We start from the raw sequence: 19,141 nt of genomic DNA on the forward strand, positions 1-19,141 counted from the left end.
TAAGTCAGGGATATATTCTCCAGGTAGATTACTCTCTAATATATCTCATGTCATCAAAGACCCAAGATATATTGCATGCATCAATAAGCTATCGGGAATTTGTAATTTTTAGTGTATCTCATACACACATCAGCAAGAGACGAAATTAGATATTTCTCGCGAAGTAAACAAAAATATTACAATTAAATCCTCAGGGTGCGGTTTATCTATACACTTATACAATTAATGTAAAAAATATTTTAAACCTTCACGATAAACATGAAAGTTGCAGAATCAGTTATGTTTTATTTTGGTCTTCATAAGATTACAGACGACAGAAAACGCCAGAGTCTTATTACCTAAGCGTAAGGCCCTTCGGCAAGCACATCGCGCGCCTGCGCAACGTCCTGATTAATCTGTTCGATCAAAGCATCAATGCCACGGTACGCAACCATAGGGCGCAGGTGCTTCACAAATTCCACGACCACATGCTGCCCATAAAGGTCAAAGTCCTCAACACGTTCTTGAGGACGGTTAATAACATGCGCCTCAACCTGACGGTTTTCAATACCGTCGAAGGTTGGGTTTGTACCCACGGATATAGCCGCCGGATGCTTTTCACCAGATTCATCGGTCAACCATCCGGCATACACACCATCAACCGGGATAAAACCGCGCGCCTCCAGCTCCAAATTTGCTGTAGGGAACCCCAGTTCACGCCCACGCGCCAAGCCGTGCACGACTTCCCCGTACATCAGGTGCGGACGACCAAGCAGCCGAGCCGCACCTTCCATGTCCCCCGCGTTCAAATATTCGCGGATGCGGGTTGAAGAGCATCGAGTTTTTTCATCGGCCATCAAATCATCAACCACGATGACCTCAAACCCGTATTTCTTCCCCAGTTCGCGCATTGTGTTTAAATCGCCCGAATTCTTGTGCCCAAAACGCACATCATCGCCGATCACAACATAACGTGCACGCAGGGCATCAACAAAGACGGACTTCACAAATTCCTCGGGGCTCTGCTTCGCAAACTCTAGGTCGTAATGCAGCAGTAGGTAGTTCTGCAGGCCAAGCTGGCACATGAAATAACGTCTTGACCCCTGACCCATAATTTCCTGATGCTTCAGTTCAGGATGATGCACCTGCATAGGGTGCGGATCAAACGAAACAGCAACCGAAACGAGCCCGTGCTCATTCGCTACCTCGACAACACGTGAAATAACACGAGCATGACCAATATGCACGCCATCAAAATTGCCGATAGTCACTACGGACGGGCCGAAATCCGCTGGAATATCGCTCAACTCGGTATAGAGGGTCACGGGCTCTCCTGGTAAGAAATAATGTACCTATACATCCTAAACCAGTCTGAAGACGTATGTAGAATTACCACCCCGATAAACCTGAAGGATTTTCGAGATCCGACGTTAACGAGAGGATTTACCCTGTTGCGAAGCCTGAAGCATATCCTGCCGAATCTTATTGGACTTATTAATCCAGGCGTACCAAATCAACAGGCATGGAGGAATGACTAACTCAGTTACCATCAGCACGATCAGCGACCAATGCGGGGTACCGTGGGTAGCCCACGATATAATACGTCCCACGCCGCCTAAGAAAACCACCAAACAGGATATCACCAGCATATTGACCCACTTGAACTTCACTGCGATAACGAGGAATGAGAGCCCCAAACCGAAGTATATTGCGGCGAAAAACGCATAATTTGATTCCAGAGAAGCATTTGCCGCCAGAGCATCATTCTCTGGCACAGCACGGGCGCCAGAGAAGATCTGCCACCCCGCATAGAGCATAACCAAAGCACCATAAAGTGCGGTCACAGCGCGAAAAACCCCTTGGTTCTGAGGCTTGGCGACGTCCTCCACCGTACGCACGGCCGTCGTTTTCTGCGATGCTGCAGGGGCAGTATTTTTTGATCCGCGAGCAGATTTCTGAGCACTGGATTCAGATCCGATTTTCTGTGCAGGCTGTTGAGCCGACGCAGTGCGCGCTTTCTGCGGATACTCCGACTGCGCTGAAATCACCGGCTGCGGCTGAGTTACCGGTTCAGAGGTTGAAAGTGGTTTTTTCTCGGCCTTCTGCGAGTTCTTATCACGAGTCATAGTTCTCTCCTTTTAGTTTTCGCTATCCTCACCGAGAATTCTGCGACCTGTTCGTAGTGCGATGCGCTGCCCGGTACAGCCACCACAACCCCACCACCGGCAGTACCAAGGGGATATACCCATATCCCTGCCCGAAATGCGACCACACGGATGCTAAAGGGAAAAACTGCGGAGCGGCATACGAGAAAACTCCTATGCCAAGGACGCCAAGAAGCTCCACTACGATGGTGATAACCGCAAGCTGCCTAGCACGTTCTCCACGCTTTGCTAAAGAAACAGCAGCAATAGCATAAATAATTGCGGAAAGAAGCGAAAGCAGAATCGCCAAAGGCGCCTCATCAAATTTACGAATCAGCTGATAACACGCGCGAGCGCCCGCCGACAATGTAAAAATCCCGTACACCACAGCGATAACTTTACCCGGACCGGAGGCATGGCCAGCTGAGGAAACAGCATCGGATTTAGAATTGCCTTTTGTGGTGCGGGAACCCCAAGGGTTCAAAGTATTATGCACATCGTGTCCTTCCCAAGGTGTGTGCGCAGAAGGTGTCTCTAGATGCTTGCGTACTTGCTCTATAATTCAGGCTCTGTGCCCCAGCTATGTGGAGTAAAACCTGTGTCTAATAGTAATACCACAGCATATTCATTCGGTAAACCATCACGATAAGCACGGGCCCTGGAACCGCCAGTAGCAGAGTCGCCCATCGCGTACGCTCGCTGAGAGAATAGAAGAACGCGCCGGCGGGAATAAGCATGGCAGTCACGAGGTACCCGTAATACTCCAGCCAGTCACCACGAGGTCCCGGTCCCACAGCCTGCATGATGATCGACCCTACCAGGTACACCACTAAAAACGCTTCAAGAACAAGCATCGGACCTTGTGAATAGTCATCGGGTTCATAACCACGGAAATACTGTACCAAAGAAGCCAGACACGATAACGTACCGAGTACCACAGTAATCCAGAACCACCAGTCCAAACCAGCGATCATAGCCGCTCCCCCGCTTCCCGCGAGAAGTCAATTCCTGCTTCAAATACGAGCACGGGTGCCGCGCATCGGGTTCCCCGAAACTTCACATTCTCTATAAGAGCCACTAGTGTTCCGTCCGGCGCAAATGCGGCAGTTATCCCCTCGGTATTGGCATGCTGAGATTCCGGGCTTTGTGTGCCTAAGACAAGAGCATCTGAGCCTTCCTCACTGACTGTAATGCGCCGACCAAATGAAATATCGGTCGCCTCTTGCGTCGTAAGCTGCCGAACGTTGAACAGACGACGTGCCGCCTCCTCAAGAGAAAGTACAGGTAAGTCTAGCGGCCCATCAGCGTTCTCGTGTTCCTTCATGAGTTCAGCTAAATCAAACGCCTCACGCTGATACACATTCCCTACACGTATACGGTTCAAAGCACTCAGATGGCCCCCAACGCCCAGGGCTTTACCCACATCACGAGCAAAAGCACGAATATAGGTTCCAGAAGAGCAGGAAACCGTAATATCTACCTCAACAACTGGTACACACGCGGGAGCATCAAGCCCCTCGGCAACAGTATATAGTCGAGTATCAAGTTCGCTATCGCGCACCTCATGAATAGCGACCTCATGAATCGTGACCTTTCGGGCGGGAAGTTCAATATCCTCGCCGTCACGAACCCGAGCATAAGAACGCACGCCCTTAACCTTAATCGCCGAAACGGCGGAGGGAACCTGCATAATATCGCCCGTCAAAGATCGTACGGCGTTTTCAATCTTCTCCCGAGTCAGAGCCCTCACAGCCTCCGCGCGAGCAATCCCGGTGAGCTCTCCCTCAGCGTCCTCTGTCAGAGTTGTGGCCCCTAACACCAGGCGAGCCTCATAAGTTTTATCCTGACCAACTAAATACGTCAAAAGCTTTGTCGCTTTATTCAAGCCTAAAACCAACACGCCGGTCGCCGCCGGATCAAGAGTACCTGCATGACCAACACGCCGCGTACCGGCAATCCAGCGGATCTTCGAGACTACATCATGGCTCGTCATGCCAGCAGGTTTATTCACCATCAGTAGGCCTGACGGTCCGCGCCCCCGAGCTTTCGCCACTGTGTTAGTCTTCCGCTGCTTCGGTCTGTTCAGGTTTCTTGTAAGGGTCAGCGTCACCCGCGTACTGGGCCCCTGCGGATGCGGCAGCAAGTTCAGCATCGCGCTCACGGGTTTTCTTTAAGAGGTCTTCGAGGTGGTAAGCGTTAACCGGTACTTCGTCTGGTACGAAGGTGAGGGTTGGCGTCAGACGCGCGGTAATATTTTTTCCCACCTCAGAGCGCAAAATGCCCTTAGCGGATTCCAACGCCCTTTTTGTGTTTTCTTGTTCTTCTTCAGAACCGTATACGGTGTAGTACAGGGTTGCGTGCTGCAGGTCATTCGTGACCCGGGCATCGGTAACCGTCACAAAACCGAGGCGGGGGTCTTTGACTCGGCGTTCAAGCGCCTGCGCCACAATCACCTTAATACGGTCGGCGAGACGGGCTGCACGTGCTGCATCAGCCATAGTTTTCTCCTTGTGGTCATGTACAGATAGGGGAAGCGCCCGCCCCGTATCCCGCATCTTCCGGTACAAAACCGGAACGAAGCGAGATACGGTGAGCGGGCGCGTTTCTGTGGGTCTTAGACGCGCGGCTTCTCGCGCATCTCCCAGGTTTCGATGACGTCGCCTTCCTTGATGTCGTTGAAGGAACCGAGTCCAATACCGCACTCGAACCCTTCACGTACTTCGGTAGCATCGTCCTTGAAACGACGCAGCGACTCGATGGTGAGGTCTTCTGACACCACAACACCGTCACGTACCAGGCGTGCCTTGGAATTACGCTTGATAATGCCGTTCTTGACCATCGAACCTGCGATGTTACCCCACTTGGAGGAACGGAACACTTCGCGGATCTCCGCCGAGCCGAGTTCGACCTCTTCGTATTCGGGTTTGAGCATGCCCTTGACAGCCTGCTCGATTTCCTCAATCGCGCGGTAGATGACCGAGTAGAACTTCATCTCGACGCCCTCGCGGTCTGCAAGCTCAGAGACACGCTCTGCAGGACGAACGTTGAAGCCAATGATCACCGCGTTGTCCACGGTTGCCAGGTTCACATCGTTCTGAGTAATAGCACCTACACCGCGGTGGATGACGCGCAGCTGAACTTCGTCGCCGCCCACATCAATCTTCATGAGCGACTCTTCCAGAGCTTCAACAGCACCGGAGACGTCACCCTTAATAATCAGGTTGAGGGTATCCATCTTACCCTCAGCCACAGCGGCATCGAAGGATTCAAGGGTTACGCGCTTACGACGCTTCGCGAGCTGTGCGTTACGGTCTGCGGCCTCACGCTTCTCAGCAATCTGGCGTGCGGTGCGCTCTTCTTCGGTCGAGAGGAAGGTATCTCCCGCACGGGGCACGGTCGAAAGACCCAGAACCTGAACGGGACGGGACGGACCGGCTTCTTTCACTGCATGACCGTTCTCGTCGAACATGGCGCGCACGCGACCGTGTGCCACACCGGCGACAATCGCATCGCCCACATGCAGAGTACCGGACTGCACCAAGACGGTGGAGACCGCACCGCGGCCCTTATCCAGGTTCGCTTCAATGGCAACGCCACGAGCTTCCTTATTCGGGTTAGCGCGCAGTTCCAGAACGTCGGCAGTCAAGGTTACGGCTTCAAGCAGTTCGGTAATGTTCGTGCCATTCCGAGCCGAAACGTTCACGAACATGGTGTCTCCACCGTAATCTTCAGGTACCAGACCATACTCGGTCAGCTGGCCCTTGACCTTATCGGGCGATGCGCCCTCCTTATCGATCTTGTTGATAGCCACGACGATCGGCACATCGGCCGCCTGAGCGTGGTTCAGGGCCTCAACGGTCTGCGGCATCACGCCGTCATCCGCAGCGACCACAAGAATGGCAACGTCGGTAACCTTCGCGCCGCGGGCACGCATAGCGGTAAACGCCTCGTGACCGGGGGTATCGATAAAGGTAATCGCACGGTCTTCACCTTCGACGGTGGTGTGTACCTGATACGCACCAATATGCTGGGTAATGCCGCCAGCTTCACCCTCAATGACGTTGGTATTCCGAATAGCGTCCAGCAGTCGAGTTTTACCATGGTCAACGTGACCCATCACAGTCACAACCGGAGGACGCACTTCAAGAACGTCATCGCCTTCCGCCTCTGCTTCGGCTTCAAGGTCGATGTCAAAGGATTCCAAGAGCTCGCGTTCTTCATCCTCAGGAGACACGATCTTTACGACGTACCCCAACTCGGCGCCCAATAGCTCGAAGGTTTCTTCATCGAGCGACTGGGTTTGAGTAGCCATTTCGCCCAAGTGGAAGAGCACGGTAATCAGCGAGGCCGGGTTAGCGCCAATCTTCTCGGCAAAATCCATAATGGACGCGCCGCGACGCAGGCGAACCTCAGTCGAGCCATCACCGCGAGGTACTACCACACCACCGGGTGCGGGTGCATTCATCTGCTCGACTTCATTGCGGCGGGCTGCCTTCGACTTACGGTTCTTACGCTTAGAACCGCCACGGCCGAAAGCACCCTGTGCATTTCCACGGCCACCGGGACCCGGACGCGAAGGACCGCGGTTATAGCCGCCTCCGCCACGACGGTTACCGCCTCCGCCACCACCACCGGGTGCGCCGGGACCGGAACCGACGTTCGAGACCTTGGAGGGCATAATGGACGGGCTAGGACGGTTGCCGCCGCCGGAACGAGGCGCGTGCGAGCGCGACCCCGATGCGGAACGGGGACCGTTGCCCCCACCGCCGGGACGAGGGGCATTATTGCCTGAACGCTGACCGCGGGGTGGACGAGGACCGCCAGAACGTTGTTCTCCGCGTTCGGGTCGTTTCATTCCCTGCTGTGAGGAGAAGGGGTTGTTGCCCGGACGAGGACCAGGCTTCGGGCCCGGTTTTGGAGCCGATGCACCAGGTTTCGGTGCGGGCTTTGGAGCAGCAGGTTTCGGAGCCTCTGGACGGGCCATTCCCTGCTGTGAGGAGAAGGGGTTGTTACCCGGACGAGGGCCCGAAGAAGATTTAGCGGCGCCCTTTGCACCGGGCTTAGGAGCCGCAGATTTAGCTGCAGGTTTTGCACCCGGTTTAGGGGCAGGTTTCGGTGCCGCAGGTTTAACGGCAGATTTCGCGTCCGCCGACTTCTTTGGAGCAGCGGGCTTAGCACTAGCAGTTTTAGCTGTGGAAGCTGCAGATTTACCTGACGCTTTAGTTGGTTTTTCAGCTTTTTCAGGTGCCTGAGCGGGGGCGGGGAACGCTTCACGCAGTTTCTTAACCACGAGCGGGTTAAGGGTCGAGGATGCGCCCTTTACGAATTCGCCTTGTTCGGCTAGTTTTGCAATAACTTCTTTTGACGTTACACCAAGTTCTTTAGCAATCTCGTGTACGCGAGGCTTAGCCAAATTTTCTCCTGTCCTGGCTCGCACCAGGACGGTGCGAACACTAATGATGTGTGTATGCGCGCACTAGGCTCTCGGTTACGCCTAACACACGCGTGGGCATAAATTTGCCGGGGTGTGAGCACAGATGGGTACTCATGTCGCGGCACTCATTAGATATCCATCAGTTTTCTGACTCGCTTTCGTAATCTGCAAGAAGTCGTCAAACTCGTTGACTTATAGGGATGTGAGTTTCACTCATAGCCCGTAGTTTCGGGCTTGCGCTGAGCGAAGTATTCGGTCAAAACCATAAGGTCTGCGCGAGCAATTGAAACTTTAAAGGCGCGGGCGAAAGCATTTTTACGAAAAGCCTGTTGCTGGCAGGATTCACGCATATGCAGCCACGCACCGCGACCGGGCAAGGTGCGGTGCACATCCGGAAGGATGCGCATCCGTTCTCCGTCGCCGCCGAAACGGACGATACGGAGCATATTCCGCGGACTATCGCGGAGGCGACAGCCAATACAGGTACGGAGAGGTTCACTCATTGCTCTCCCCTCTTCCCCATCAAAACTGTCACAGTCGTTTAGGCACACCACTGGGGCGCACGCACCAAACGCACATCTTAAGTGTAGCCCCTCATCTGGGTCACGTCCGTATTCGGTTTCACGAATGCGGAAGACCCTTCAGGGGCTACAGGGTACTCCTACTAGAATACCGGTTACTACTCGTTTTCGTCTAAATCAAGGCTGCGGGCTACTCGCTCGGCTACCTCTTCTTCAGCACGAATCTGAGCATATTTTGACTCTGCCAAAATGTCGATACGCCAGCCGGTTAGTTTCGCGGCAAGGCGCGCGTTCTGGCCTTCCCGCCCGATTGCCAACGAAAGCTGCTCATCGGGGACAATCGCACGAGCAGAATATTCGCGGGGGTCCGCAATAATAACTTCGGTCACCTTAGCGGGCGAGAGCGCAGCCGTAATAAACTCCGCAGGATCCGTCGAGTAATCAACAATGTCGATCTTCTCGTCGTTAAGTTCAGCGGCAACAGCACGCACGCGAGCGCCCATATCACCGATGCAGGCACCCTTAGCGTTGATACTGGGGTTCGTTGCGCTTACCGCTATCTTCGAGCGATGTCCTGCCTCGCGAGCAATGGAGTTAATCTTGACCGATCCGTCGGCGATCTCTGGAACCTCATGCTCAAATAGGCGAAGCACCAAGTTCGGATGCGACCGCGAGAGCACAATCGAAGGACCCTTCTGACCACGGCGCGCCTCTAAGAGATATGCACGAATACGGGTTCCGTGGGGATATTGTTCTCCGGGAACCTGCTCATTCGCGGGGAGTACGGCCTCAATAGTTCCCAAATCGACTTGAACCATGCGGGGATTATTCCCCTGCTGAATAACGCCGGATGCTAAGGTTCCTTCTCGGTCTTTAAATTCACCGAGTACGGATGCATCTTCGGCATCGCGCAGACGCTGCGATAAAACCTGACGCACCGTTGCCGCAGCAATGCGCCCAAAGTTATTGGGCGTATCATCGAACTCATCGATTTTCTGGTTGTCATCGTCAAGTTCCGGCGCAAGAATAGCGAAGTCGCCGGTAGTTCGGTCGATGACGGCTCGGGAGCCTTTAATGGCGCCGGGCTGCTTCATATAGGCAAGCACCAGAGCATTTTCAACCAGCGAGAACAGTTCCTCCAAAACGAGACCTCGTTGCTTTGCAAGTGCATGCAGAACGCCTAAGTCGATCGTCATATTGTTGTCCACGCTCTTCAGCCTTTCCCTGTAGCACGGCGCCGGGACGCTTTTTCTGCGCCCCGGCTCCCGAACGGTTTGCTTTATGTTTGTTGAGTGTGAAAAAACAAACAGAAAGCCTATTTTGTACCTATTCTACAGTCTCTTGAGTAGAATTGAAATCAATTTCAACATTAGCGTGCCCAATATTTTCCCAGGGCACAATCACAGCGTCATGGTACGTCTGCTTCTGCCCTTTCTTAGTCTGTTTCTTACGCCGAAGCACAGGACCCTCGTCCGTAATCTCGTCAAGACGAGCCACGTATTCCGTGCCGTCTGTCTGTGTCACCGCCACAAGTCGGGTGCAAGCACGTTTCCAATGACGGCGCTCGGTGAGTTCTCTGGTAGCTCCGGGAGAGGAAACTTCCAACATGTAGGGGAAGAACTCATCGTGCTCATCAGCTTTATCCAGAGCCTGTGAGATAGCCCCCGAGATTTCCGCAAGGCTGTCCAGAGAAAGGGAATCTGTCCGATCTTCCGTATAGTCCACGGTAATTTCTACCGTTCGGTTAGCTGCCGGACCACTGATCTTAATCCTTTCAAGCACTAACGAAAACTCGCTGAGCACAGGTTTGATAGCTTCGTTTACCTCGTCCTCATGTAGAGAGCGTGTCCCAATTTTTGCCGGTGCCGATTTTTCTGCCCCTGCGGATTCGAAGGGACGAGTCACACCCCTGGCGGTTCGTGATGCGGCACGCCGGGAGCGAGCGTTGGGGGCGCCGTCTTTCTTACCGGACCGTTTAGGTTTATACGCCATATCTTCCTTCTCTTCTCGATTATCTTTTCGAGGATGATGAACGCGTCTATGCCTGGGAATAGGACCTAAGAGCGGATCTCGGCGAGGATTTCGCGCACCGCATCCGATACGGCAATATCGCGAGCCTCTTCTCTTCGCCGGTCTTTGAGCTCCAGAGTACCGTCTTTGAACCCGCGGCCAATCACTAAGATGGTGGGTACGCCCAGAAGCTCTGCATCGCCGAATTTCACGCCCGGGCTGGTTTTCAGACGGTCGTCCAAAAGTACCTGCACCCCGACGCCTTCAAGCTCCGCGCTCAAGGTTTCTGCGTACTCGTGGGATTGAGTGTCTTTATTCGTGATGACGATGTGCACATCGGCGGGTGCCAAGTTACGCGGCCAAATCAGACCCTTCTCGTCATGATTGCCCTCAGCAATTGCGGCAAGCGCGCGGGTTACGCCAATGCCGTAAGATCCCATCGTCACGGTCTGGAGTTTACCGTTCTGATCGAGTACTTTCAGGCCCAGTGCCTCGGCGTATTTACGACCAAGCTGGAAGATATGTCCCATCTCAATGCCGCGTGCGGCAATAAGCGGTCCGGAGCCATCCGGTGCTGGGTCGCCTTCGCGTACTTCACACGCTTCCAAAGTACCGTCTGCGCTAAAGTCCCGCCCGTAAACGAGATTTGCCACGTGTTTGCCGTGCTCGTTAGCGCCGGTCACCCATGAGGTTCCGCGAACCACGCGCGGATCAACGAAAAACGGAATACCGGTAGCAGTTTGACGCTCTTCGGTATTCTCGCCCAGCATAGGCTGATCGAGAGTAAGACCCGGGCCAATATAGCCCTTGACGAGCTGCGGGAATTTCTTTAGATCCTCCTCAGAAGCAGCCTCAACCTCGATCTCGCCACCGATACCCATGAGCGCACCAATGTTAACCTCGACGCGTCCCAGATCGACTTCGCGGTCACCGGGTACACCCACGGCAAAGAGCTTACGTTCCCCAGCGGGGGTAATGACTGCGCCCACAAAACATTTGAGTGTCTGTTCAGCGGTGAGTTCACCGCCGGTCGTCTGAGGGTGCAAGTCATTCATCTGAGCCACGAGGGTTTCAATCGTGGGAGATTCGGGGGTATCGAGCACGATAGCTGCGGGTGTATCCGTGAAATCAATATCTGCAGGCACAACGGTGGTGACTGCCTCCACATTTGCGGCGTAGCCACCGGCGGAACGCACAAAGGTGTCTTCACCTACAGGGGTCGGATGCAGGAATTCTTCACTGCGTGAACCACCCATAGCACCCGATTGCGCGGTCACTATGACGGTGTCTAATCCCAAGCGGTTAAAAATACGCTGGTAAGCGGCGCGGTGGGCCTCGTAAGCCTCATTCAAGCCTTCGTCGTCCACAGTAAAAGAGTAGGAATCCTTCATGACAAATTCGCGCCCACGCAACAAACCGGCGCGGGGTCGCGCCTCGTCACGGTACTTATTCTGGATCTGGTAAATATACAGCGGCAGATCCTTGTAGGAGGAATAAAGGTCTTTCACCAACAGAGTGAACATTTCCTCATGGGTGGGCGCCAGAAGCATATCGGCGCCCTTGCGGTCCTGCAGGCGAAAGAGATTATCACCGTATTCTTCCCACCGGTTAGTTGCCTCATAGGGTTCTCGCGGCAACAATGCCGGGAAGAGAACTTCTTGGGCTCCAATTGCGTTCATTTCTTCACGCACGATATTTTCTACCTTGCGCAGAACTTTCAAACCCAAGGGCAGCCAGGTATACACGCCAGGAGCGGCACGACGAATATAACCTGCGCGCACTAAAAGCTTATGGCTTGCTACCTCAGCGTCTACAGGATCTTCACGCAGGGTCCGCACGAAGAGGTTGGACAAGCGAAGTACCATGTGTGTTCTCCTTGGATTTGATACTAGACCTTCACCGCATCCCACATTCCTTAAACCGAAAGCGGCGGCGAACGGCGATGAATAATATAACAAGTCTATAGGTTTCCGCGCTCACAGGCGAAGCATAGTTGGTATAAAAGACCAACGTGTATATTTTCAGACGCTAACGAGTAAGGATAATGGTCGAATATTGCCCAATATCTTCCCATCCGGTGCGCTGATAGAGAGAAAGTGCCCGATCGTTGTAGTTATTAACGTAGAGGCTCAGATGCGGGTGCCTCTCTCGGAAAAGCTCACAGGCCGCAGCAAGAAACGGAGCCGCAAGTCCCAGACCGCGATAGTCGGGGTGCACCCAAACGCCCTGTATCTGCGCAGCGTCCAGATGCGATATACCCAGATCAGCTTTGAAAACCACCACGCCGAGATCGTTAGTGACAATCACGTTTTTGCCTTCAGATACCATCGACCGTACACGGTTTCTGTAGTTGCTGCCGTACCGTGCGATGGGTTCAATACCGACTTCCTCATGGAACATAGCGGCTGCGGCAGGCAGAACATCATCGTAATCTGACAGAACAGTACAACGCACATATCCTCCAGGGCTCTCCGGAACCGACTGTAACGAGGGTAGATAGCCGGGCAGTTCAGGCAGAGAGGCCAAATAGAGTGAGAATAGATTTTTTTCTGGGGGCAGGTACAGTAGCGGCTGTACCGTCCGAACAGAGAAAGGACTCGCGAGGCGTTTCCTCAAGTGCTCCCAGATTGGAAGTACACATTCACTGGGTCCAAAAAGAGACTCAATTCTGCCCCGAGAACGGTAAATGAGGTGAGCAAGAACCTCGGCATGTGAGCGCATTCGATCGTCGTCGGGTAACCAGATGGGAACGGTATTGCTGCCCAGTAACAGCGCGCTCAGCAAGATGCCATCTTCGTAAATCCCCACGAACCCGCGATACTGTGCTGGCAGCTTATTCCCCGTCACGCGTGCTCCGGATACCGATGCTGGCGGCAGCCCGTAAATATCGTAATGCTCAATAGCGTAGAGGTTCCCCAGCGTATCCGCATAGAGAAGCTCTTCGAGGGCATCTGCATCGCGCCGATCGAGAGCCACCACCTGGGGGGCGGATGAGGAGAAAAACTTTTTGAGCACGCTTTCGATTCTATCTAACGAGAGAGCTATCGCGGTTTTGAATGTGTCACAGCTAAGCGCCCCGCGTCCGTTGAAGGCGAGGCGCTTAGAGATTTCAGACTCGTCGCGTTTATACTCAACGCTACGGACGAGGTACAGCCGTACTATTTGACGGTAACAGCGGGGGCGCCTTCGGGCACGTACTCCCCCGAGGCTTCCATCTCGGCAGCAATACGGGTTGCCTCTTCAAGAAGGGTTTCCACGATCTGATCTTCGGGAACGGTTTTAATAACTTCCCCTTTCACAAAGATCTGTCCCTTACCGTTACCGGATGCCACTCCTAAGTCTGCTTCACGTGCCTCGCCTGGACCGTTCACCACGCATCCCATCACGGCGACGCGAAGCGGAACCTTCATATGCTCCAAGCCCTTGGTCACGTTTTCGGCGAGCTCCCACACATTCACCTGGGCGCGACCGCATGAGGGGCACGAAACAATGTCGAGCTTGCGCGGGCGCAGGTTAAGGGATTCCAGAATCTTGGTTCCTACCTTGACTTCTTCCACCGGAGGGGCCGAAAGCGAAACACGGATTGTATCGCCAATCCCCTGAGAGAGGAGGGTGCCGAATGCTACCGAACTCTTGATGGTTCCCTGGAACGCGGGACCTGCTTCGGTTACGCCTAAGTGCAAAGGCCAATCGCCGCGTGCGGCAAGCTGCCGGTATGCCTCAACCATAACCACCGGGTCGTTGTGTTTAACGGAAATCTTGAAATCGCGGAACCCATGCTCCTCAAAGAGAGAGGCTTCCCACACAGCGGACTCAACCAGCGCCTCCGGGGTAGCGTGGCCATATTTTTCGAGCAGACGTTTATCAAGCGAACCAGCATTCACACCGATGCGGATAGAGGTACCATGCTCGGAAGCCATCTCGGCGATCTCTTTTACCTGGTCATCGAATTTACGAATGTTACCGGGATTCACACGCACCGCGCCGCATCCGGCTTTAATAGCCGCATACACGTACTTGGGCTGAAAGTGAATATCCGCGATCACCGGAATATTAGACTGCTTTGCGATGATGGGTAGTGCCTCAGCGTCTTTATCGGTCGGGCATGCCACGCGCACAATATCGCATCCGGCGGCGGTTAGCTCGGCAATCTGCTGCAGGGTTGAACCGATATCGTGGGTCTTGGTGGTTGTCATAGACTGTACCGAAATGGGAGATTCGGAACCGATGCCCACGGTACCTACCTTGAATTGACGGGTCTTGCGACGGGGCGCAAGAACCGCAGGGGCAGGCTTCGGCATACCAAGGCTAACCGACAAGGCAATCCTCCAAATGTCATAAAATTGGGGCGCGGGATGCGCCGCTCAGCTTCCTATTGTGCCACCGTCGCGTGCAGAACCACTAATACGGATACCCTAACCGCGAGCAATATCACGATGAGATGAAAAAGCGGTAGTCCCGCTCACAATTCGTTTGCGTACACGATTCTCACTAGACGCTATGCGGTGCATAGCTTGCTCCGCCATTTAGAACAGCCGCAGGGGTTTAATGAAGTCGGCGGCAATAATCACAATGGACATCAGAATGAAAGCACCCGCTACAACATAGGTAAGCGGCAGAAGCTTGACCGGGTCAAACGGACCGGGATCGGCACGGCGGGTAAGCTTGGCGAAACCACGTCGAATTGCCTCCCACAGGGCACCAAAAACATGCCCTCCGTCTAGGGGAAGAAGCGGAAGCAGGTTGAAGGCGAAAAGCATCAGGTTCATTCCGGCTACCAGCGAGACTAAGGTCGCAGTTTTTGCTTTCAGATCGATACGGTCTGTCGAGGCCACTTCACCGGCAATCCGGCTTACCCCCACTACGGATACCGGGGAGTTCGCATCGCGTTCCTGATTAGAGAAGAGATTTACCCCCAGCTCCCATACGCGCTGCGGCAGCGACCACATGGAATGTGCAATACGTCCCAGCGTGTCGCCCACATTGGGCATAACATCGCCCAACGAGCCTGGAACCATCTCCGAAGTTGGTGAGATACCGATAAAGCCTCCGGTCATCATCTTGAACGACCCATCGTCGTTACGCACATATTCTCGGGTCTTTTCATCCACGACTGGACGCTCCAAAAGCGCTGGGGTCATGGTGAGCTGCTGCTCAGAACCATCGCGTTCAATGGTGACGGTTACGGTATTATTCCCTGCCTGACGAATGTTAGAAGAAACCTGCTCCCAGGTGCTCGTGCGGTTGCCGTTGATAGCAACTATACGGTCATCTTTACGCAGTCCTGCCGCTTTCGCGGGAGACGGTGCCGAAGAGTCAGTACATTCGGAATATGAGATACGGTCTTCGGTGATCGTTGCTTTTGGCACGCAATCGGAAACCGATGCCACTTTATTAGTTGCAGACAGGGTTCCAAAACCGCAGATGAGAATGGCGGTGCATACGATCCCGATGAGCAAGTTCATGCTAGGCCCGCCCAGCATGATAATCATGCGTTTATACACGGGAAGTTTATAAAACAGACGATTTTCATCTCCGGGTTTCAGGCGCTCTAAGTCAGCCTCACGGGCCGCATTCGCCAAAGACCCAAAAGGGCTGGTAGTTCCGGCGCGAAGAGTTTCGATCTCGGGTTCATGTTCTTCCTCCACGCCAGTGGTACCCTCGGCGTTCCCCTCTGTGGGATGCTCCATTGCCCGTTTCGCACGCTCCTCGTGTTCGGGCGCAGGCGGATACATGCCGATCATCGAAATATATCCGCCTAAAGGAATAGCTTTAAACCCGTACTCAGTTTCACCGCGGCGGAACGAAAAAATAGTTTTGCCGAAACCAATCATATATTGCGGTACACGAACCTTAAAGAGTTTCGCAGGTACCAGGTGTCCCACCTCATGCAGAGCAATAGACAGTGCAATAGCTATCGCCATAATGATGACGCCTGCGGCGTAGAGCAGAATCTCCACGTTTCTCCTTCGCAACAAAAGGTACGGGTTCTCAAGCGGTTTCCCGCGAAGTTTCTAGGGTACTCCCCTAAGCTGTGAAATTATAGGGTACGTGGCGCTCAGGTTATGCGCCGCGTAGGGAAAACCTTCGTGATGGTTATGACGACATCTTCGTGGCGCAGAGCTCACGAGCGTATGCGCGTGCCCAAGCTTCGGCGTTCAGAACAGCATCTAAGCTCATGTCGGCTTCTGCCGTAACCTCGCTACTGTCGGCGTGCGCCTCCAAAACACGCGCCACGGAATCCACAATATCGGTAAACCGAATTTTACCGGCGTGGAAAGCACTAACCGCTTCCTCATTAGCGGCGTTAAAAACGGTGGGAAAAGTTCCGCCCCGCTTGCCCGCCTCTTTAATCATCTGCACAGCAGGGAAAGCCGTCGCATCAAGCGGTTCAAAAGTCCATGTTTGCGCCTGAGTCCAATCACAGGGAGCCGCTACCTGCGGAATGCGATGCGGCCACGTCAGTCCCAGAGCAATAGGCAGAAGCATGGTCGGCGGGGACGCCTGGGCGATAGTCGCGCCGTCTACGAACTGAACCATCGAATGCACAATCGACTGCGGGTGCACCGCAACATCAATGCGGTCAAGATCAACCCCAAAAAGATGGTGTGCCTCTAATACCTCAAGGGCCTTATTCACCATCGTTGCCGAATTGGTTGTGACCACCAGCCCCATATCCCAGGTAGGATGTGCCAGCGCCTGCCGTCGGGTAACGTCGTGAAGCATCTCACGCGTGTACCCGCGAAAGGGCCCGCCTGAGGCCGTGAGAATCAGCCGGTCTATCTCGGCGTCGGTGCCACTGGCTAATGCTTGGGCAAGAGCCGAATGCTCCGAATCCACGGGAACCATCGGGGTTTCCAACGGTGAGGCATCGACGGCAGCACGCACAAGCGGTCCACCCGCGATCAGAGATTCTTTATTTGCAAGGGCAACCCGGTGCCCCGCTTTGAGGGCGGTCAGTGTGGGTTCTAAACCGATAGATCCGGTAATGCCATTGAGCACCACATCCGCCGGATGCGCCGCCGCCTCAACGCTGGCACGTTCTCCCCAGACGATGCGCGGGCTGTACCCGCTAATGCCCACACTGCGGGCAGCCGAATCGAGGTATTCTCGCAACCGTTGTGCATCTTGCGCCGTGCCGCTGGTGGCAACAAGCTCGGCGCGTACCTGAACCGCCTGCTGTGCTAATAATTCCAGGGAGCGTGAACCGGCGCTGAGAGCTGCAACCTTCAGCGGTGCATCCTCAGCATCGACGGTAGTGCCCGCAAGACGCGCAAGATGCTCGATAACCTGTATTGCTTGGGTGCCGATAGACCCGGTGGAACCGAGTAAAGTAGCCCTTCGAGCATCACAAAGTCCGTGTTTAAGAGCTTCGGTGAGGCTTTCGCGGGAGCCCCCAACCCGGGTAGAGGAACCAAACTTCATGTTTACTAGTATCGCATGCTGTCGGTACGGTCTCAGAAAGCTCTACGGCTGCCAGCAACGTCTTAGGTCAGATCTTGGATAAGCTCGATACAGCGATCCATAAAGGCATCGACCTGGGTTTCTTCATAGCTCACCGAGCCGGTCGCAGACCTAAAGACGGCGTTACGAATAACGGATGTATCAAGCGGTTCTTCGCTATTGAGTTGAGCATAGATATGATGGCATACCTTATCAACATCACCCACAAAATACCCGGCGTGTTTGCGTTTAGAGGGGCGGCGAAAACGTTCACCATCCGGCCGCTCTAGTCGCTGTGCCAGAAGCTCACCCGCGTCTACGAGGGACAGCTCCCAATTGCTTAAACCGTACTGTTCGATATAACGGCTGCGTTCCAGCTTGGCAAAACGTTCTTCTATACGCTCTAGGGCGCGATCGACGTCCCCTACCGCATAGCCGCCGGGCTCGGTACGAAAAACAACCTGGCGAATAAGCCGCGACGTGTAGATATTAGCGTGCTGCTGTACGGCGCCGCTTAGCTGTTCGTAATCCTCGGCTAGTCGAGCAAAGAGACGATCGACCTCGGTTCGTTTATAACCAGGTTCGAGTTCTGCCGCACGGCCGAAGCCGTTATCTGTACGACTAGTATTCGTTGCCAAGGATTCTCCTTATCATCAGGCAGGGCACACGACGTGAGCAGCTCGTGTGCGTACCCTACGCATAAAGTTTTCGCTATCCTGTGTTCCGCTCTAGAGAGGAAGCACAAAGGTAAAAATCAAACACCCAACCGCGGCCGCAAAAAGTACCGAGTCCAGACGATCCATCATGCCGCCGTGCCCAGGCAGGATATTTGACATATCCTTGATGCCTATTCGACGTTTAAAAACAGATTCTACAAGATCACCCGCCGTAGAGGCGATAACCATGACCGCAGCGAGCGGTATTCCCCAGTACCATTTCTGCCCCAAAATACTTAGAGCAATACACGCTACCACAGCAGACCCAAGATAGGAACCGGCAAAGCCCTCCCAGCTCTTCTTTGGCGAAATGGTAGGTGCTATAGGATGTTTACCCCATATAACACCGGCAATATACCCGAAAGTATCGTTGCTTACGGCCATAAGAAGGATCATCAGGATGCCTGCCCAACCGCGCTCGGTGCTAAAGTACACCATCGAAATTCCGAGGGTCAAGGGTACCCATCCCAAAATTAGAATGAGACCCCTCAAAACTTTATACCGTGAGGCTGTACGTTTCCTGGGTACCACCAAGGTGACACAAGCAAGTACAAGGGCGACAGCAACACAGGAGATCCCCAAACCAGTGAACCCCCAAATATACGCTGAGACTGTGGGGATCGGAGCCAGCACCGTCACCAGGGTTAGGGGTAAATTGTAGTCGCGTTTTTTGTTGAGTGCGGAGGCAAGCTCCCAGTTTCCCAGCCCGGTAGAGATCGCGCAGAGAAGCACAAGAAACGGAGGAAAGAAAAGCCCTGTAGTCAGCACCGCGCCGAATGCTACGCCTACGCCGATAGCGGCGGGTAAGTTGCGCCCCGCTCGGGATGCTGTTTTCCCTGGGGCGGGGGCTGTTTCGCTCTTCTTATCCCCCGTATCTTCTCGTGTGTTCATCTC

The 19,141-nt window shown here is 54.1% G+C and carries 17 protein-coding genes; all 17 read right to left on the reverse strand.

Translation table 11 applies throughout. The features are described 5' to 3' along the window. Nucleotides 1-338 precede the first annotated feature (338 nt). Nucleotides 339-1,304, reverse strand: coding sequence for a bifunctional riboflavin kinase/FAD synthetase (locus HMPREF2756_RS00330; RefSeq protein ID WP_070617132.1), 966 nt, complete (start codon nt 1,302-1,304; stop codon nt 339-341). 105 nt (nt 1,305-1,409) lie between these two features. Further along, nucleotides 1,410-2,105 (reverse strand): DUF4345 domain-containing protein, encoded by a 696-nt coding sequence (locus tag HMPREF2756_RS00335; protein WP_048778693.1) that lies wholly within the window; start codon nt 2,103-2,105, stop codon nt 1,410-1,412. 28 nt (nt 2,106-2,133) lie between these two features. Continuing rightward, entirely contained in the window at nt 2,134-2,619 is a 486-nt protein-coding gene (locus HMPREF2756_RS00340) for a hypothetical protein (RefSeq protein ID WP_095343012.1), read from the reverse strand. A 106-nt stretch (nt 2,620-2,725) separates the two neighbouring features. Continuing rightward, on the reverse strand, nt 2,726-3,097 hold the full coding sequence (locus tag HMPREF2756_RS00345; RefSeq protein WP_070617137.1) for a hypothetical protein: 372 nt from the start codon (nt 3,095-3,097) through the stop codon (nt 2,726-2,728). Next, nucleotides 3,094-4,176 (reverse strand): tRNA pseudouridine(55) synthase TruB, encoded by a 1,083-nt coding sequence (gene truB, locus HMPREF2756_RS00350; protein ID WP_070617140.1) that lies wholly within the window; start codon nt 4,174-4,176, stop codon nt 3,094-3,096. The genes HMPREF2756_RS00345 and truB overlap by 4 nt, the downstream gene beginning before the upstream one ends. Before the next feature lie 4 nt (nt 4,177-4,180). Further along, nucleotides 4,181-4,621, reverse strand: a complete 441-nt coding sequence (gene rbfA, locus HMPREF2756_RS00355; protein ID WP_210393477.1) for a 30S ribosome-binding factor RbfA — start codon at nt 4,619-4,621, stop codon at nt 4,181-4,183. 116 nt (nt 4,622-4,737) lie between these two features. Beyond that, entirely contained in the window at nt 4,738-7,536 is a 2,799-nt protein-coding gene (gene infB, locus HMPREF2756_RS00360) for a translation initiation factor IF-2 (RefSeq protein WP_070617145.1), read from the reverse strand. Nucleotides 7,537-7,766: 230 nt separating this feature from the next. Then, a complete protein-coding gene (locus HMPREF2756_RS00365; protein ID WP_080556871.1) occupies nt 7,767-8,060 on the reverse strand; it encodes a YlxR family protein in 294 nt (97 codons plus the stop codon). Nucleotides 8,061-8,236: 176 nt separating this feature from the next. Further along, nucleotides 8,237-9,274 (reverse strand): transcription termination factor NusA, encoded by a 1,038-nt coding sequence (gene nusA, locus HMPREF2756_RS00370; protein ID WP_004006237.1) that lies wholly within the window; start codon nt 9,272-9,274, stop codon nt 8,237-8,239. 130 nt (nt 9,275-9,404) lie between these two features. Beyond that, nucleotides 9,405-10,070: a ribosome maturation factor RimP gene (gene rimP / locus HMPREF2756_RS00375; protein ID WP_070617147.1), complete on the reverse strand. Its 666-nt coding sequence runs from the start codon at nt 10,068-10,070 to the stop codon at nt 9,405-9,407. A gap of 65 nt (nt 10,071-10,135) precedes the next feature. Next, a complete protein-coding gene (locus tag HMPREF2756_RS00380; protein WP_070617149.1) occupies nt 10,136-11,953 on the reverse strand; it encodes a proline--tRNA ligase in 1,818 nt (605 codons plus the stop codon). A gap of 163 nt (nt 11,954-12,116) precedes the next feature. Then, nucleotides 12,117-13,103 carry a GNAT family N-acetyltransferase gene (locus HMPREF2756_RS00385; RefSeq protein ID WP_070617151.1) on the reverse strand — a complete coding sequence of 329 codons (987 nt, stop codon included), beginning with the start codon at nt 13,101-13,103 and terminating at the stop codon, nt 12,117-12,119. A gap of 143 nt (nt 13,104-13,246) precedes the next feature. Further along, nucleotides 13,247-14,389 carry a flavodoxin-dependent (E)-4-hydroxy-3-methylbut-2-enyl-diphosphate synthase gene (gene ispG, locus HMPREF2756_RS00390; RefSeq protein WP_080972543.1) on the reverse strand — a complete coding sequence of 381 codons (1,143 nt, stop codon included), beginning with the start codon at nt 14,387-14,389 and terminating at the stop codon, nt 13,247-13,249. A gap of 225 nt (nt 14,390-14,614) precedes the next feature. Then, nucleotides 14,615-16,048 carry a M50 family metallopeptidase gene (locus HMPREF2756_RS00395; protein WP_070617153.1) on the reverse strand — a complete coding sequence of 478 codons (1,434 nt, stop codon included), beginning with the start codon at nt 16,046-16,048 and terminating at the stop codon, nt 14,615-14,617. Between the two features lie 136 nt (nt 16,049-16,184). Then, the gene (gene dxr, locus HMPREF2756_RS00400) at nt 16,185-17,513 is read right to left on the reverse strand and encodes a 1-deoxy-D-xylulose-5-phosphate reductoisomerase (protein ID WP_070617155.1); all 1,329 of its coding nucleotides are present in this window, start codon (nt 17,511-17,513) and stop codon (nt 16,185-16,187) included. 62 nt (nt 17,514-17,575) lie between these two features. Continuing rightward, entirely contained in the window at nt 17,576-18,169 is a 594-nt protein-coding gene (locus HMPREF2756_RS00405; protein WP_004006230.1) for a DivIVA domain-containing protein, read from the reverse strand. Nucleotides 18,170-18,259: 90 nt separating this feature from the next. Then, nucleotides 18,260-19,138, reverse strand: coding sequence for a phosphatidate cytidylyltransferase (locus HMPREF2756_RS00410; protein ID WP_070617156.1), 879 nt, complete (start codon nt 19,136-19,138; stop codon nt 18,260-18,262). Nucleotides 19,139-19,141: the final 3 nt, after the last annotated feature.

Origin of the sequence: Rothia sp. HMSC067H10 (genome assembly GCF_001810635.1) — a bacterium.
GTDB lineage: Bacteria > Actinomycetota > Actinomycetes > Actinomycetales > Micrococcaceae > Rothia > Rothia dentocariosa.